15 protein-coding genes are annotated in these 15445 nt (G+C 69.9%); 1 reads left to right on the plus strand and 14 read right to left on the minus strand.

Annotation, left to right across the window (positions count from 1 at the left end):
* Window positions 1-17: 17 nt before the first annotated feature.
* The 10 genes from GV015_RS15150 to GV015_RS15195 all read right to left on the minus strand — a co-directional run bounded on the left by GV015_RS15150 (window position 18) and on the right by GV015_RS15195 (window position 9263).
* A complete protein-coding gene (locus GV015_RS15150; protein WP_159879143.1) occupies window positions 18-878 on the minus strand; it encodes an aldehyde dehydrogenase in 861 nt (286 codons plus the stop codon).
* Window positions 875-2371: an aldehyde dehydrogenase family protein gene (locus GV015_RS15155; RefSeq protein ID WP_159879145.1), complete on the minus strand. Its 1497-nt coding sequence runs from the start codon at window positions 2369-2371 to the stop codon at window positions 875-877. The genes GV015_RS15150 and GV015_RS15155 overlap by 4 nt, the downstream gene beginning before the upstream one ends.
* Window positions 2372-2377: 6 nt before the next feature.
* Window positions 2378-3400 (minus strand): deoxyribose-phosphate aldolase, encoded by a 1023-nt coding sequence (deoC, locus tag GV015_RS15160; RefSeq protein ID WP_071262338.1) that lies wholly within the window; start codon window positions 3398-3400, stop codon window positions 2378-2380.
* Window positions 3397-4398 (minus strand): sugar-binding transcriptional regulator, encoded by a 1002-nt coding sequence (locus GV015_RS15165; protein WP_124769558.1) that lies wholly within the window; start codon window positions 4396-4398, stop codon window positions 3397-3399. The genes deoC and GV015_RS15165 overlap by 4 nt, the downstream gene beginning before the upstream one ends.
* Before the next feature lie 145 nt (window positions 4399-4543).
* Window positions 4544-5773, minus strand: a complete 1230-nt coding sequence (locus GV015_RS15170; RefSeq protein ID WP_159879147.1) for an MFS transporter — start codon at window positions 5771-5773, stop codon at window positions 4544-4546.
* Complete coding sequence (locus tag GV015_RS15175; protein WP_079707151.1) at window positions 5773-6705, minus strand: bifunctional riboflavin kinase/FAD synthetase; 933 nt, start codon at window positions 6703-6705, stop codon at window positions 5773-5775. Before GV015_RS15175 ends, GV015_RS15170 begins: the two co-directional genes overlap by 1 nt.
* Window positions 6702-7121 carry a hypothetical protein gene (locus GV015_RS15180; protein WP_124769560.1) on the minus strand — a complete coding sequence of 140 codons (420 nt, stop codon included), beginning with the start codon at window positions 7119-7121 and terminating at the stop codon, window positions 6702-6704. Before GV015_RS15180 ends, GV015_RS15175 begins: the two co-directional genes overlap by 4 nt.
* 102 nt (window positions 7122-7223) lie before the next feature.
* The gene (locus GV015_RS15185) at window positions 7224-7592 is read right to left on the minus strand and encodes a hypothetical protein (protein WP_064294504.1); all 369 of its coding nucleotides are present in this window, start codon (window positions 7590-7592) and stop codon (window positions 7224-7226) included.
* Window positions 7589-8524 carry a tRNA pseudouridine(55) synthase TruB gene (gene truB / locus GV015_RS15190; protein ID WP_159879149.1) on the minus strand — a complete coding sequence of 312 codons (936 nt, stop codon included), beginning with the start codon at window positions 8522-8524 and terminating at the stop codon, window positions 7589-7591. The genes GV015_RS15185 and truB overlap by 4 nt, the downstream gene beginning before the upstream one ends.
* A 64-nt stretch (window positions 8525-8588) precedes the next feature.
* Complete coding sequence (locus GV015_RS15195) at window positions 8589-9263, minus strand: uridine kinase (RefSeq protein ID WP_159879151.1); 675 nt, start codon at window positions 9261-9263, stop codon at window positions 8589-8591.
* A gap of 38 nt (window positions 9264-9301) precedes the next feature.
* On the opposite strand from GV015_RS15195, the gene GV015_RS15200 reads away from it, so the two are divergent.
* Entirely contained in the window at window positions 9302-10186 is an 885-nt protein-coding gene (locus tag GV015_RS15200) for an A/G-specific adenine glycosylase (RefSeq protein WP_236555487.1), read from the plus strand.
* A gap of 153 nt (window positions 10187-10339) precedes the next feature.
* Here the strand turns inward: GV015_RS15200 and rbfA are convergent, their stop codons facing one another.
* From rbfA to nusA, 4 genes are all read right to left on the minus strand, one after another.
* Window positions 10340-10777, minus strand: a complete 438-nt coding sequence (gene rbfA / locus GV015_RS15205; RefSeq protein WP_079707157.1) for a 30S ribosome-binding factor RbfA — start codon at window positions 10775-10777, stop codon at window positions 10340-10342.
* 118 nt (window positions 10778-10895) lie between these two features.
* Window positions 10896-13664, minus strand: coding sequence for a translation initiation factor IF-2 (gene infB, locus GV015_RS15210; RefSeq protein WP_159879153.1), 2769 nt, complete (start codon window positions 13662-13664; stop codon window positions 10896-10898).
* A gap of 287 nt (window positions 13665-13951) precedes the next feature.
* Entirely contained in the window at window positions 13952-14221 is a 270-nt protein-coding gene (locus GV015_RS15215) for a YlxR family protein (RefSeq protein ID WP_159879155.1), read from the minus strand.
* Window positions 14222-14226: 5 nt separating this feature from the next.
* Entirely contained in the window at window positions 14227-15228 is a 1002-nt protein-coding gene (nusA, locus tag GV015_RS15220) for a transcription termination factor NusA (protein WP_079707160.1), read from the minus strand.
* Window positions 15229-15445 lie beyond the last annotated feature (217 nt).

Genomic DNA, 15445 nt, shown 5'->3' on the forward strand with positions numbered 1-15445 from the left:
GCGGGTGCCACGAGTCGCTACAGGAGCGCCTTCGTGTGCCAGACGGTCTTCACCTCGGTGAACGCGGTGATCCGGTCGAGACTCGCGGGGACTGAGCCCCGGGAACCGTTCGGGCGGACCACGCGCTTGAGCGTCTCGGCCGCGAGGACCTCGAGCTCGATCCAGTCGAGCTCACCGGCGCCGGCGAGGTCGATCGCGTTGACGTCGGCGTGCGATGCGAGCCACGGAGCCATCTCAGCCGGCGATCCGGTCAGCACGTTCACGACGCCGCCGGGGACGTCACTCGTGGCGAGCACCTCGGCGAGGCTGATCGACGAGAGCGGCAGGCGCTCGCTCGCGATCACGACGACCGTGTTCCCCGCGACCAGCGCTGGAGCGACGACGCTCACGAATCCGAGGAGCGACGAGTCCTGCGGCGCGATGAGCGCGACGACGCCCGTCGGCTCCGGAACCGAGAGGTTGAAGTACGGACCCGAGACGGGGTTCGCTCCCCCGACCACCTGGACGTACTTGTCCGCCCAGCCCGCGTACCAGACCCAGAGGTCGATGGCCTCGTCGACCTGTGCTGCGGCCTTCGCCTGCGAGACGCCTTCGGCTTGGAGGATCTCCTCGATGAACTGCGCCCGCCGACCCTCGAGCAGCTCGGCGATGCGGTACAGCACCTGGCCCCGGTTGTAGGCGGTGGCACCCGACCAACCGGCGAGTGCCGATCGTGCGGCGACGACCGCGTCGCGGGCGTCCTTCCGCGAGGCGAGCGATGCGTTCGCGAGGAACTCCCCCTTGGCGTTCGTCACCTCGTACGTCCTTCCGGATTCGCTGCGTGGGAACTTGCCGCCGATGGCGAGCTTGTAGGTCTTCGGGATGGTGAGCCGGCTCATCGCTGGGCTCCCTTCTTGGCAGCCTTGGGAGCCGCGGTGGGGGCGGACAGTGCGGAACCGGCCGGCGCGAGGTAGGCACCGAGCCCGTGGCGACCACCCTCGCGGCCGTACCCCGACTCCTGGTACCCGCCGAACGGGCTGGCTGGATCGAACCGGTTGAAGGTGTTCGCCCAGATGACGCCGGCGCGGAGCTTGTCCGCGACCGCGAGGATCCGGCTGCCCTTGTCGCTCCAGATCCCGGCCGACAGTCCGTACGGGGTGTTGTTCGCCTTCGCGATGGCCTCCGCGGGCGTCCGGAAGGACATGACCGAGAGCACCGGCCCGAAGATCTCCTCGCGGGCGATCCGGTGACTGGTGGACACGTTCGTGAAGATCGTCGGCGCGAACCAGAACCCGTTCTCGGGCAGCTCGCAGTCCGGGCTCCACCGTTCGGCGCCTTCGAGCTCGCCGATGTCCGAGAGCTCGCGGATGCGGGCCAACTGCTCGGCGGAGTTGATCGCGCCGACGTCCGTGTTCTTGTCGAGCGGGTCGCCGACGCGCAGCGTCTGCAGACGGCTCTTCAAGCGGTCGACGACCTCGTCGTGGATGCTCTCCTGGACGAGGAGCCGGGATCCGGCGCAGCAGACGTGACCCTGGTTGAAGAAGATGCCGTTGACGATGCCTTCGATCGCCTGGTCGATGGGGGCGTCGTCGAACACGATGTTCGCGGCCTTGCCACCGAGCTCGAGCGTCAGGCGCTTGTCGCTGCCGGCGATGGTCTTCGCGATCTCGCGCCCGACGGCGGTCGACCCGGTGAAGGCGACCTTGTTGACGTCGGGGTGGCGCACGATCGCCGCCCCGGTCGCTCCGGCACCCGTGACGATGTTCACGACACCGGCCGGCAGCTCGGCCTGCTGGAGGATCTCGGCGAAGATGAGCGCCGTGAGCGGCGTGGTCTCGGCCGGCTTGATGACGACCGTGTTGCCTGCGGCGAGCGCCGGTGCGACCTTCCACGCGAGCATGAGGAGCGGGAAGTTCCACGGGATGACCTGCCCGGCCACGCCGAGGGCACGGGGGTTCGCGCCGAGGCCCGCGTAGTCGAGCTTGTCGGCCCAACCGGCGTAGTAGAAGAACCAGGCGGCGACGAGCGGGACGTCGACGTCGCGGGACTCCTTGATCGGCTTGCCGTTGTCGAGGCTCTCCGCCACGGCGAGCTCGCGGGCGCGCTCCTGGACGAGGCGCGCGATCCGGAAGAGGTACTTGCCGCGGTCGGCGCCCGACAGCTTCGACCACACGCGGTCGTAGGCACGCCGCGCGGCGACGACGGCGCGATCGACGTCGGCGTCACTCGCCGCGGAGATCGTCGCGATCGACTGCTCGGTGCTCGGGGAGATCGTCTGGAAGGTCCCACCCGTGCCCTCGGTGAACTCGCCGTCGATGAAGAGGCCGTACTCGGAACGGAGGTGGAGGACGGAGGTGGACTCCGGGGCTGGTGCGTATTCGAGGAAGCTCATGATGTCCTAGTCGATGGTGACGTAGTCGGGGCCGGAGTAGTGGCCGGTGGTGAGTTTCTGACGCTGCAGGAGCACGTCGTTGAGGAGGCTCGAGGCACCGAAGCGGAACAGGTGCGGCTGGAGCCACTCCTCGCCGACGGTCTCCGCGACGGTCACGAGGTACTTGATCGCGTCTTTCGAGGAACGGATGCCGCCGGCGGGCTTCACACCGATCTGCTCACCGGTGAGGCGGTGCCAGTCCCGGACGACCTCGAGCATGAGGAGGGTCACCGGGAGGGTCGCGGCGGGCGCGACCTTGCCGGTGGACGTCTTGATGAAGTCGCCGCCCGCGAGGATGGCGAGCCAGGAGGCGCGCTTCACGTTGTCGTAGGTGTTCAGCTCGCCGGTCTCGAGGATGACCTTGAGGTGCGCCGAGGTGCCGTCGCTCCGACGGCAGGCCTCCTTGACCGCGACGATCTCGTCGAAGACCTGGCCGTACCGGCCGGAGAGGAACGCACCCCGGTCGATGACCATGTCGATCTCGTCCGCTCCGGCGTCGACGGCATCGGCCGTGTCGGCCAGCTTGACCGCGAGGGAGGCGCGTCCGCTCGGGAAGGCCGTCGCGACCGCCGCGACGTTGATCCCGCCGGCGTCGTGTGCCGCACCCGGCTGCGTGTGCGCCGCGCCGAGCGCCTCGACGGCGTACGGCACCATGTCGCCGTAGACGCAGACCGCGGCGACGCGCGGGGTGGACGGATCCCCGGCGTCCGGGGTGATCGCCTTGGCCACGAGGGAGCGCACCTTGCCGGGGGTGTCGGCGCCCTCCAGGGTGGTGAGGTCGATGAGTTCGATGATGCGGTCGAGGGCCCAGGCCTTCGACGTCGTCTTGATCGAGCGAGTGCCGAGGTCCGCTGCGCGCTGTTCGAGCCCGACGGCGTCGACGCCCGCGAGGCCGTCGAGGTAGCGTCTGAGGCTGGCGTCGGTGACGGGGCCGTCGACGAGTTCGAGCGCCGTCGGCTTCGCCACGAGGTCGCCTGGTGGAGTGGTCATGGTGCGTTCCTTCCGAGCAGATCCTGCTCCGGGGTGTGCTGCTTGGCGGATGATGGTTCGTGGTCGGCGAGCAGTGCCGTCGCGGTCGCCTCGTCGGTGACGAGCACGGTGCAGAGGCCGCTGCTGACGACGGCTCTCGCGACGGCGTGCTTCTGGGCTCCGGCGATGACCGCGATGCTGCGACCGGCACGCCGGAGCGCTTCGAGTCCGAGCCCGACCGTGCGCTCGTCGAGTGTGGGGTCGACGATCATGCCCTCGGCGTCGATGTAGCGCCCGACGACGTCCCCGACGGCACCGCGTGCGACCAGGACGTCGACGTCCGCGGCCGTGAGGTATCCGCTGTGGACGAGGGCGGAGTCGGGCCCGGCCACGCCGGCACCGTACAGGTAGGTGTCGGCCGCTGCGGCCGTGCGGAGCACCTCCGCGACGGTGCGGTCCGACTCGATGCTCAGCTTCGTCTCCAGGCGCTCGAAGATCGCCGGGCTCGGGAGCAGGGTGACGTCGCCACGGCCCTTCTCGGCGATCCGTGCAGCCGTGGCGGCCGCGGTGCCGACGCGCTGGTTGAGGCTCACACCGCCGTTGATCTGCACGACGGAGAGCCCCGTCGCCCAGCCGTCGGACAGGTGGTCGGCGATGTCGCGCAGCGTCCTCCCCCAGCTCACGCCCAGCGTCCGCGGTACCGGTCGCATGGCGCCGAGGTAGTCGGCCGCCGCGCGAGCGACGCGTTCGTGGAGGTCGGCACTGTCGCTCGGGCTCGGCACGACGACCGCGTCCACGAGTCCGAAGCGCTCGCGGAGCGCCCGTTCGAGTGGGAGGCGACGCGCGCGCGGGTGCACGATCTCGATGCGGATGTAGCCGAGTTCGCGGGCTTGGGCGAGGAGCCGACCGACCTTCCACCGCGTGATGCCGAGCAGCGCGCCGATCTCGTCCTGGGTCTTCGTCTCGTCGTAGTACAGCTCCGCGGCGCGCACCGCGAGCAGCTCGTCGCTTTCGATCACCTCGGGCCTCCTCCGGATCGTCTCCAGCCTAGGACGCCGTCACCACCCGGACAACGCCTGTTGGTACCCATGCTCAGATGAGCAGAGGCCGGTGCGCGGATGCGCATCGTCGCCGGGGATCCGTCCGGAGGTCGAAACAGACCGGTCAGCGACCGCGTGCTGCGAGGTCTGCCTCGATCGTCGTCGGTCGGCCGGTGATACGGCCGGCGATGGCGCACAGCGCGCCCGTGGCCAGCAGGAGCAGCAACGGGACGGTCCACGATCCGGTCACGGCGTGCAACAGGCTCACGACCAGGGGGCCGAGTGCACCGAGGGTGTAGCCGACGCTCTGCACGAAGCCGCTCAGCGCGACCGCGCCCTCGTGAGTCGCCGTCCGCAGGTTGATGAGCACGAGGGCGAGCGGGAACAGCAGCGGGCCGAGTCCGGCAAGCAGCACCCACAGCCATGTGAGCGTCGCCGGCCACAGGAGCAGCCCGAGATAGCCGAGCACGAAGCACGCGCTCGCGACGTAGACGAGGACGGCGACGTTCCGCAGCCTCGCGACGAGCATCGGGACGATCAGGCTCGCCGGGACACCCATCGCGGAGAAGAGCGAGAGCAGCAGGCCGCCCTGGGCCGGGGTGACGCCGGCGATGTCACCGACGATGGTGGGGAGCCAGGTGAACATCGCGTAGGCGTTCAGCGAGGAGGTGGCGAACACCGCCGCGATGGCCCACGCGATCGGCGAGCGGTGGACGTGGACGCGCCCGGCGCGGGGCACCTCCTCGATCTCGGGGTCCGTCGCGGCGGCAGCCCGGGCATCCCGACGCTCCCGGACGATGAGCGTGATCCAGGGCAGCACGGCGAGCATGGCGACGATGGACCACACCCCGAGCGACACCTGCCAACCCGCGGCATCGGCGACCGGTACGGCGATCAGCGGCGGGATGAACGTGCTGACCGACAGGACCGTCGCATAGAGGGAGGTGACGAGGCCGACGCGGTCGGGGAAGTACTTCTTGACCAGCGGCGGGAGCACGACGTTGCCGATGCCGATCCCGGCGAAGCAGAGCGCACTCCCGATCGCGAGGACGGCGAAGTCGGGGGCGAGCGAGCGCATGAGGTGCCCGGCCACGATCGACCCGAGTGCGATGAGCAGCACCGGCTCGAGGTGCAGCCGACGCACGAGTCGCGGGGTGAAGACGCCGAAGAGGGCGAAGCACAGTGGCGGCAGCATCCCGAGGAGCCCCAGCCCGACCGACCCCACGCCGATGTCGCCGTCGATCTCGGCGAAGATCGGCGACAGCGAGGTGACGGCCGTGCGGAGGTTCGCCGCGACCAGCACGATACCGACGAGCGCGAGGGCCCTCCCCCGCAACAGGGGACGCGGACCCACTAGGACAGCATCCGGCGCGCGCGCTCGACGTCGTCGGTCATCTGCACGATGAGCGGCTCGATCCCGGTGAACGCGACCATGCCGCGGATGCGCTCGACGAACTGCACCTCGACCTCGTCGTCGTAGAGGTCGAGATCGGTCTCGTCGAGGACGTAGGCCTCGACCTGCTTCTGCGGGACGCCGTCGAAGGTCGGGTTGTTCCCGACCGAGATCGCCGCCGGATACCGACGTCCTCGCCAGAACAGCCAACCCGCGTACACGCCGTCCGCGGGGATGAGACCCTGCGAATCGGGAGACAGGTTGGCGGTCGGGAAGCCGAGTTCCCGGCCACGCTTGGCACCGTGGACGACGACGCCCCGCACACCGGGCGGACGACCGAGGAGTCGCGACGCCTCGCGGACGTCACCCTCCTCGAGGAGTTCGCGGATCCAGGTGGACGACACCCGACGCCCGCCGCCGGGACGGACGTCGTCGACGACGCGCACGGAGAAGCCGTAGACCTCACCGAACGACTCGAGCGTGGCGACTGTTCCGAGGCCGCGATGGCCGAAACGGAAGTCTTCGCCGACGAGCACCGTCCTGGCGTGCAATGCTCCGACGAGGATCGAGGTGACGAACTCCTCCGGCGTGAGCTGGGCCAGTGTCTGGTCGAAGCGCAGCAGCAGGGCCGCGTCGACCCCGGCGTCCGCCAGGAGACCGAGCTTCTGCTCGTTGCTCACGAGCGACGCCGGGCAGCGGTCGGGGTTGATGAGACTCAGCGGGTTGCGGTCGAAGGTGACGGCGACGGAGCTGAGACCGGCTGCCGCGGCCTCCTCGAGGAGCGCGGCGACGACCGCGCGGTGACCCGTGTGGACGCCGTCGAACTTGCCGATGGTGACGGCCGACGGTCCGAACGCGTCGGGGACCTGGTCGAGCTCGGTGAACGTGATCATTTGTCGGTACGCCGATGTCCGGCCAACCACCACAGTCCGAGGACCGGGAGGACGAGCGGGATGTAGACATAACCGCGGCCGAAGCCGGACCAGACCGTGTCGTGGGGGAACAGCTCGGGATCGAGCAGGCTCAGCAGGCCGACGATCAGGACCCCGGCGAGCTCGAAGGAGATCGTGGCCCAGGCGATCCGCCGCCAGACGGCGCCTGGAGCGACGAGCGAGACGGTCGCCAGGATGTACACCACCGCGGCGACGGCCGAGAGCAGATAGGCCAGTGGCGCCTCGTCGAACTTGGTCGTGATCTGCACCACGGACCGGCCGGTGGCGGCGAGCGCCAGGATGCCGTAGACGGCGACGAGCACGACCCCGACACCACGGACGCGTGGGCGGGCTGGAGCGGTGGTGGGGAGAGGCATGACCCGACGATTCTATGCGACGCAGGCCCTCGCCCAGACACTTCGCGACGGTCACGCGAGCTGCGGTGCCGTCGTCCTCAACCGCCGTCGGTGCGCCGACGGTCAGCCGAGCTGGACGGTCCAGATCTGCTCCATGCGGTAGAGCATCACCGCGATCGCGAGACAGACGACGCCGAGGACGACCGTCGACCATCGGGTGCGCTCGACGAGCGCCCAGAACCCGCCGGCGATCGGCAGGATCATCGCGGAGACGAGGTAGGTGTAGAACTCGGGCACACTCCCCGTGGCGGTGTTCCCGAACGCGGGCGCGGCGATCGCCACCACCAACTGCGCGATGAGGAGGACCTCGACCAGTGCCGTCGCCCCCATCGTCAGGTCGTTCGGCGCGCGCCCGGCGAACCCGAGCACGATGCAGAGGAGCCCGGCCACGACCGCGACCGCGATCTGGGCGAGGGTGAACCACTCGATCATGCCGATTCCTCCGCCGGGAAGTTCACGACCGACTTGAGCGAACCGCCACGGCGCTCGACGAGCCCCACCAGTCGGCCCTCCGGTGCGACGGCGGCGATCGGACCGGTGTGGCCGGCCGGCAGCTCGCGTTCGAGCCGCTTCCCGTGGCCGAGGTCGACCGCCTCCTGCTCCGTGAGCTCGAGGGCACCGAACAGGCGCTTCGCGACGTCGGCCGGGTGCAACAGCGCCGTCTCCACGTCGAGGTCGTCGATCGTCGACGCGTCTGTGACGTCGAAGGGTCCGATCCGGGTCCGGCGAAGCGCGGTGAGATGGCCGCCGACGCCGAGGGAAGCCCCCAGGTCGCGGGCGAGGGCACGGATGTAGGTGCCGGAGGAGCAGACGACCCGGACGTCGACGTCGACGGCCGCACCATCCCGACGGACGGCCAGCACGTCGAACGCACTGACGGTGACCGCACGGGACTTCAGCTCCACCTCGATCCCCTCGCGGGCCAGGGCGTAGGCGCGCTTCCCGCCCACCTTGATGGCGCTCACCGTGCTCGGCACCTGCTCGATGTCGCCCGTCAGCGGACGGATCGCGGCGATGATCGCATCGTCGTCCACCGCTGCCACCGCGGCCCGGTCGGCGCGCTCGGTGACCTCACCTTCGGCGTCGTCGGTGGAGGTCGCCTCGCCGAGGCGGATGGTCGCCGTGTACTCCTTGTCGAGACCGACGATGAACGTCAGCAGTCGGGTCGACGAGCGCGTGCCCAACACGAGCAGCCCGGTGGCCATGGGATCGAGCGTTCCCGCATGCCCCACCTTGCGCGTGCCGGCGAGCCGTCGCACCCGGGCGACCACGTCGTGGGAGGTGTGCCCCTGCGGTTTGTCGATGAGGAGGATACCGGGACGGGCGGACGCCGACCCGGGTGCTGCTGTGCTGTTCTCGACCACCTTGCAACGGTACCAGCGGCGGTCGGCACCGCCGGGCGGCCGGAGCACCCCTGGGCGGCGGCGCTCAGCAGAAGTCGGCGAAGATCCGCCGTGGGTGCCGCTCGTCCGTGTTGTCCACGAGGGCGGTCGCCCGCGCGGTCGGGTCGTCGTCCTTGCGGTAGAGCGCCTGCCCGCCCACGTAGCGCGCGTTGGACGGCACCGTCGGGTCGCCGTCGACGCCGAGGCGCTCGTGCAGCCGCTCGTAGGCCGTCGCCATCGGGACGTCGAGCCAGACCGACGCATGCCAGAGGCCGCGGAGCTCGGGACGGTTCAGGAAGACGCCGTCGACGATGAGGACGGCGTCCTGCGGGCCGGTCGTCCAACGCAAGGGAGCGCCGACGTCGCGCTGCTCGTCGAACCCGACGAGTTGGAAGCCGGCGCTGCCCGCCAGGCGGAAGGGTTCGACGAGCACCCGGCGGAACAGCGAATAGTCGAACGAGTCGAGCCAGTAGCCCTCGGCCGAGTCCCGCCCCCGCGCGTACCGTTCCTCGCGAGGACGGTGGAAGTCGTCGATCGAGGCGCGGAACACCGCGCGTCCGGCCTCGTCGAACACCTCGGCCAGTCCGTCGGCGAACGCCGCCGTGCCGGAGCCGCTGACGCCGTCCACCGCGATGAGGGTGCGGCCTCGTGGGTAGTCCCGCTGGAACTGGTCTCGCAGCTGCCGGAGCAACTCGATCCGTGGTGTCGTGACGAGCTTCATGGCGCCGAGCCTACCCGCGCGGATCGTAGGCTGGTGCGGTGCCGCCCGAACCCTCCGTCCTCGCCCCGCTCGTGACGGCATGGTTCCGCACCAACGCGCGCGACCTCCCGTGGCGACGCCCGGGGTTCCCCGCCTGGGGCACGCTCGTGTCGGAGTTCATGCTCCAGCAGACGCAGGTCAGCCGGGTGATCCCGCGGCTCGAGGAGTGGCTCGGGCGCTGGCCGACGCCCGTCGACCTGGCGGCCGAACCACCGGCAGAGGCCGTCCGTGCCTGGGGCCGACTCGGCTATCCGCGCCGAGCGCTCTGGCTCCATGCGGCGGCCACCCAGATCGCCGAACGGCACGACGGCATCGTCCCGTCGGACGTGGATCAGCTCCTGGCACTCACCGGCATCGGCGACTACACCGCTCGCGCCGTCGCCGTCTTCGCCTACGGGGACCGGCACCCGGTAGTGGACACGAACACCCGACGGGTCATCGCCCGAGCCGTCCGCGGCCAAGGCGAGCCCGGCCCACCGAACGCCAAGGCGGACCTCCCCGCCATGGAGTCGCTCCTGCCGGAGTCCCGCTCGGAGGCAGCCGTCTTCAACGCAGGGCTGATGGAGATCGGCGCGGTGGTCTGCACGGCTCGAGCACCGCGGTGCGAGGAGTGTCCGCTCCGCGAGGTGTGCGCGTGGCGCGCGGCGGGATACCCGGCCTACGACGGACCGGTCAAGACGAAGCAGAAGCAGTTCGCGGGCAGCGACCGACAGGTCCGGGGCATCATCATGGCCGAGCTCCGCTCGACTCACCGCTCGCTGACGGACGAGGAGCTCCGGGCGCTCTGGCCCGACGGCGAGCAGTTCGACCGCGCACTCGCCGGACTGGTCGCCGACCGCCTCGCGGTGCGCGTCGACGGCGGGTACGCGCTCCCCCACGACTGACCGGTCCCTCAGCCCCACCCGGTCCCTCAGCCCCACCCGGTCCCTGAGCCCCACCTGGTCCCTGAGCTTGTCGGAGGGCGCACGTCGACAGGCTCAGAGACCGGATGAAGGAATCCCGGTCCCTGAGCCTGTCGAAGGGCTGGTGCGAGGTGTCTAGTCCTCGGCGTCCACGTCGCGCGGCTTGACGTAGGGGTCCTCGTCGCCGGCGTAGGCGGCACCGGCGGCAAGCCCGGCCACCTCGGTGTCGCGGTTCTTCGCCTCGCGCAGCAGGTCTTCGATGTGCTGCGCGTTCTCCGGGATCGCGTCCAGGAAGAAGTCGAGGCTCGGGGTCAGCCGGGTGTTGATGTTGCGGCCGATCTCGGCACGCAGCAGGCCCTTGGCGGACTCGAGCGCGGCCGAGGTGTCGGCGCGTTCCTCGTCGGAGCCGTACACCGTGTAGAACACGTTCGCGTGCTGGAGGTCGCCGGTCACCTGTACGTCGGTGATCGTCACGAAGCCGAGCCGCGGGTCGCGGATGCCCTTGTCGAGCCGTTTGGCGATGACTTCCTTGATGCGGTCCGCCAACTTGCGGGCCCTGGGGTTCTCTGCCATCTCGTCCTCCTCTGATGACCGTCGGGCGGAGGGCCGCCCGACGGATGCTGCACACACAATACAAGCAGGAATCCCCGCCGCCCTCCCGGAGGAGGACGACGGGGACCGGCCGAGCGGACTAGCCGCGCGGCTTCTCCTTCATTTCGATCGTCTCGATCTCGTCACCGATCTGGATGTCGTTGAACTTGCCGAGACCGATACCGGCCTCGAAGTCCGTACGCACCTCGGTGACGTCGTCCTTGAACCGACGCAGCGATTCGATCGCCAGGCTGTCGCCGACCACGACGCCGTCGCGGATGACCCGCGCCTTGGCGTTCCTCGTGATCGTGCCCGAGCGGACGATGACACCCGCGATGTTGCCGAACTTGGAGGAACGGAACACCTCGCGGATCTCGGCGACACCGGACTGGACCTCTTCGTACTCGGGCTTGAGCATGCCGGTGAGGCTCTGCTCGACGTCCTCGAGTGCGTTGTAGATGACCGAGTAGAACCGTACGTCCACACCCTCACGGGCCGCACGCTCGCGGGCCTTCGGGTCGGGGCGCACGTTGAACCCGATGATGATCGCGTTGTCGATCGTGGCGAGGTTGACGTCGGACTCGGTGACCGCACCGACACCGCGGTGGATGATCCGCAGCTGGACGCTGTCGTCGACGTCGATCTTGAGCAGCGACTCCTCGAGTGCCTCGACGGCACCGGAGACGTCACCCTTGATGATGAGGTTGAGCGACTCGACCTTGCCCTCTTCGAGTGCACGGGTGAAGTCCTCGAGCGAGATGCGCTTGCGAGCCTTGGCCAGAGCGGCGTTGCGCTCCGCGGCTTCACGCTTCTCGGCGATCTGACGCGCGGTGCGGTCCTCCTCGGTGACGAGGAAGGTGTCGCCGGCCCGAGGAACACTCGAGAGGCCCTGCACCTGGACGGGACGCGAGGGACCCGCCTCGGCGACGGTGTCGCCGTTCTCGTCGACCATCGCACGGACGCGGCCGTAGGCCGTACCGGCGACGATCGCGTCACCGACGCGGAGCGTACCCGACTGGATGAGGACGGTCGCGACGGAACCGCGGCCCTTGTCGAGCTTGGCCTCGATGGCCACACCGCGTGCATCCTTGTTCGGGTTGGCGCGCAGGTCGAGACCGGCGTCCGCGGTGAGCAGCACGGCGTCGAGGAGGTCCTTGATGCCGGTGCCGGCACGAGCCGAGACGTCGACGAACATGACGTCTCCGCCGTACTCCTCGGCGACGAGGCCGTATTCGGTCAGCTGCTGGCGCACCTTGGCCGGGTTGGCGTCGGGCTTGTCCACCTTGTTGACCGCGACGACGATCGGCACGTTGGCCGCCTGCGCGTGGTTCAAGGCCTCCACCGTCTGCGGCATGATGCCGTCGTCGGCCGCGACCACGAGGATCGCGATGTCGGTGACCTGAGCACCACGAGCACGCATGGCGGTGAACGCCTCGTGACCAGGGGTGTCGATGAAGGTGATCGGACGCTCGATGCCCTCGTGCTCCGCGACGACCTGGTACGCACCGATGTGCTGCGTGATGCCACCGGCCTCACCGGCGACGACGTTCGCGTTGCGGATGGCGTCGAGGAGGCGGGTCTTACCGTGGTCGACGTGACCCATGACGGTGACGACGGGAGGACGGATGGCGAGGTCCTCGTCGGACTCGTCCTCCAGCTCCTGGTCGAGGTCGATGTCGAAGCCCTCGAGGAGCTCCCGGTCCTCGTCCTCGGGCGAGACCATCTGGATCTTGTAGCCGAGCTCGGAACCGAGCACGTCGAAGGTCGCCTCGTCGAGCGACTCCGTCGCCGTCGCCATCTCACCGAGGTGGAACAGCACGGTGACGAGGTTGCCGGGGCTGGCGTCGATCTTGTCGGCGAAGTCCGAGATGGACGCGCCACGACGCAGACGGATGATGGTGTTGCCGTCGCCGCGGGGGACGCTCACGCCGCCGAGCGACGGGGCTTCCCGCAGCTCGAACTCGGCCCTCTTCGTCCGCTTCGACTTCCGTGCCTTGCTCTTGCCGCCACCGCGACCGAAGGCACCTGCGGTACCACCGCCGGGTCCGCGACCACGACCGCCGCCGCCACCGGGGCGACCCGCGAATCCACCGGCGGGTGCACCACCGGGGGCACCACCGGGACGGAAACCGCCACCGGCGCCACCGGGACGGAAGCCGCCGCCACCGGCGGGACGACCTGCGCCACCCGGACGACCGGGGCCGCCGGGACGCTGACCCTGACCGACGCCCGGACGGGGCGAGCCGGGGCGCGGAGCCTGCGGACGCGGGATGTTGCTGGGGTTCGGACGCTGACCCATGCCCTGAGCCGCTGCGAACGGGTTGTTCCCCGGACGCGGCGTGCCGGTCGGGCGCTGGCCCATGCCCTGCGAGGACGCGAACGGGTTGTTCCCCGGACGCGGAGCACCGGGACGGGGGCCGCCCGGCTTCGCGGCGTCGCCGGAGGGCGAGTCGCCTGAGGCCGGAGCAGCGGGTGCGGACGGTGCCGCCGGAGCAGCAGCTGCGGGTGCCTCCGCCGCAGGGGCGGGGGCGGCCGGAGCCTTCGGGCCTGGGGCGGCCTGCTTCGGCGCAGGCGCAGCGGGCGCCTCGGCCTTGGGGGCGGGTGCCGCGGGGGCCGGAGCCTTGGGTGCGGCGGGACCCGGGGTCGGAGCGCCGGGCGTGGCCGGACGCTTCGCCGGGGCGGCGGGGGCGGCTGACGCCTTCGCGCCCTCGGCCTCGAGGGCGGCGCGCAGCTTGCGGGCCACCGGTGGTTCGATACTGGAAGACGGTCCCTTGACGAACTCGCCCAATTCCTTGAGCTTCGCCATGGCGATCTTGCTGTCTACTCCGAGTTCGGATGCGATCTCGTGTACACGTGGTTTTGCAGCCACAATTCTCCTGTCTGAGCTTGCACCCAGGCAGGGGCAAGCGTTAGTGGTGGACGGTGCTCATTTCGAGCCGCTCATGAGTTGTCCATTAGCCGTTCAGCCTGTTCTCTCGGAATGCCGCACCCGGGTGGGGCGGCAGCAGGATGGAGGCCCGGGATCCGGGCCTGATACCTGCGGTGGGAAGCACGGTGTGCGCCGGAGCGCTCTCGCGTGCACTCACCATCGTACACCCCGACCCTGGGTGCGGGCTCACCACCGGATCGTGAGCGGGTCGTTCCAGCCCGACGACGTCATTCAGCCGTCGGCGCGGCCGGTTCCGTCGACACGAAGGCCCGGACCGCCGACGCGTCGGGTCCCGCACTCAATCTGAGCGCCCTCGTGAACGCCCGACGCTGCACCGCCTGGTCGACGCACGCCGACGTCGGGTGCACCCAGGATCCGCGACCCGGCAGGCGCGCCGCGGCGTCGGGGACGAGCGCCCCCTCGACCGCGACGACGCGCAGCAGTGCCGAGCGCGGCTCGCGACGGCGACAGCCGACGCAAGTCCGCACCGGTTCCATCCGGCTCAGTCCGATTCGAGGATCGAGTCCGGCTGGATGTCGATCTTGGCGCCCGTGAGCTTGGCGGCGAGACGGGCGTTCTGCCCCTCCTTGCCGATCGCGAGCGACAGCTGGTAGTCCGGCACGAGCGCCCGGACGGCCTTCAGTGACTGGTCGATGACGTACGAGCTCGTGACCTTGGCCGGCGAGAGCGCGTTCGCGACGAACGTCGGCAGGTCGGGCGAGTAGTCGACGATGTCGATCTTCTCGGCCCCCAGCTCGTCGGTGACCGCGCGGACGCGACGCCCGAGCTCACCGATGCAGGCGCCCTTGGCGTTGATGCTCGGGTCGTTCGCCTTCACCGCGATCTTGGTCCGGTGTCCGGCCTCGCGCGCGAGTGAGACGATCTCGACGATGCCGGATGCGATCTCCGGGACCTCCAACGCGAACAGCTTGCGCACGAGTCCGGGGTGGGTGCGCGACACGGTGATCTGCGGACCCTTGAGGCCCTTCGTCACGCTCGTCACGTACACGCGGATGCGCGCACCGTGCGGATACTCCTCACCGGCCACCTGCTCCTCGGGCGGAAGGATCGCCTCGATGGTGCCGAGGTCGACGTGGATCATGCGCGGGTTCGGGCCCTGCTGGATGACGCCCGCGATGATGTCGCCCTCGCGACCCTTGAACTCACCGAGGACGGCGTCGTCCTGGATGTCGCGGAGCCGCTGGAAGATGACCTGCTTCGCGGCGAAGGCGGCGATGCGGCCGAAGTCGTCCGGCGTGCTCTCGGCCTCACCGATCAGGACACCCTCGTCGTCGAACTCGGGCACGAACACCCCGACGTGGCCGGTCTTGCGGTCGAGCTGGACCCGCGCTGCCGGGACGTCGCCGCGCGCGGTGGTGTCGGTACCCTCGGTGCTCTTCAGGTACGCACTCAGGATGGCCTGCTCGATGATCACGACGAGCTCCTCGAACGGGATCTCCTTCTCGCGTTCGATCGACTTCAACAAACCGAGATCGATGTCCATCGATGGCCTCCTCTATTCAACTGGTGGTGCCGCGGCAAGACGTGCAGCGGCACGACGGGCATGCTGCTGCCGTGCTGCCGAACCCGTCTGTCTACGGTACCGGATGCCGAGGGGTACGTCATCCACCCAGCTGGGAAGCCCCCGCGCGTCCTCGAGGGTCCCGCTCCCGGCTCGACCGCGTCTCGGGGCGGGTGACATGATTGGCCAATGGTCTTGG

It is taken from the genome of Plantibacter sp. T3 (assembly GCF_902506515.1).
GTDB classification, from domain to species: Bacteria; Actinomycetota; Actinomycetes; order Actinomycetales; family Microbacteriaceae; genus Plantibacter; species Plantibacter auratus.

Excerpts from the sequence above, each read along its gene's own strand:
- GV015_RS15175 (WP_079707151.1), bottom strand. The coding sequence starts at position 6,705 with ATGATCACGTTCACCGAGCTCGACCAGGTCCCCGACGCGTTCGGACCG.
- rbfA (WP_079707157.1), bottom strand. The coding sequence starts at position 10,777 with ATGGCAGAGAACCCCAGGGCCCGCAAGTTGGCGGACCGCATCAAGGAA.
- GV015_RS15150 (WP_159879143.1), bottom strand. The coding sequence starts at position 878 with ATGAGCCGGCTCACCATCCCGAAGACCTACAAGCTCGCCATCGGCGGC.
- GV015_RS15180 (WP_124769560.1), bottom strand. The coding sequence starts at position 7,121 with ATGCCTCTCCCCACCACCGCTCCAGCCCGCCCACGCGTCCGTGGTGTC.
- deoC (WP_071262338.1), bottom strand. The coding sequence starts at position 3,400 with ATGACCACTCCACCAGGCGACCTCGTGGCGAAGCCGACGGCGCTCGAA.
- GV015_RS15215 (WP_159879155.1), bottom strand. The coding sequence starts at position 14,221 with ATGGAACCGGTGCGGACTTGCGTCGGCTGTCGCCGTCGCGAGCCGCGC.
- nusA (WP_079707160.1), bottom strand. The coding sequence starts at position 15,228 with ATGGACATCGATCTCGGTTTGTTGAAGTCGATCGAACGCGAGAAGGAG.
- GV015_RS15155 (WP_159879145.1), bottom strand. The coding sequence starts at position 2,371 with ATGAGCTTCCTCGAATACGCACCAGCCCCGGAGTCCACCTCCGTCCTC.
- GV015_RS15195 (WP_159879151.1), bottom strand. The coding sequence starts at position 9,263 with ATGAAGCTCGTCACGACACCACGGATCGAGTTGCTCCGGCAGCTGCGA.
- GV015_RS15185 (WP_064294504.1), bottom strand. The coding sequence starts at position 7,592 with ATGATCGAGTGGTTCACCCTCGCCCAGATCGCGGTCGCGGTCGTGGCC.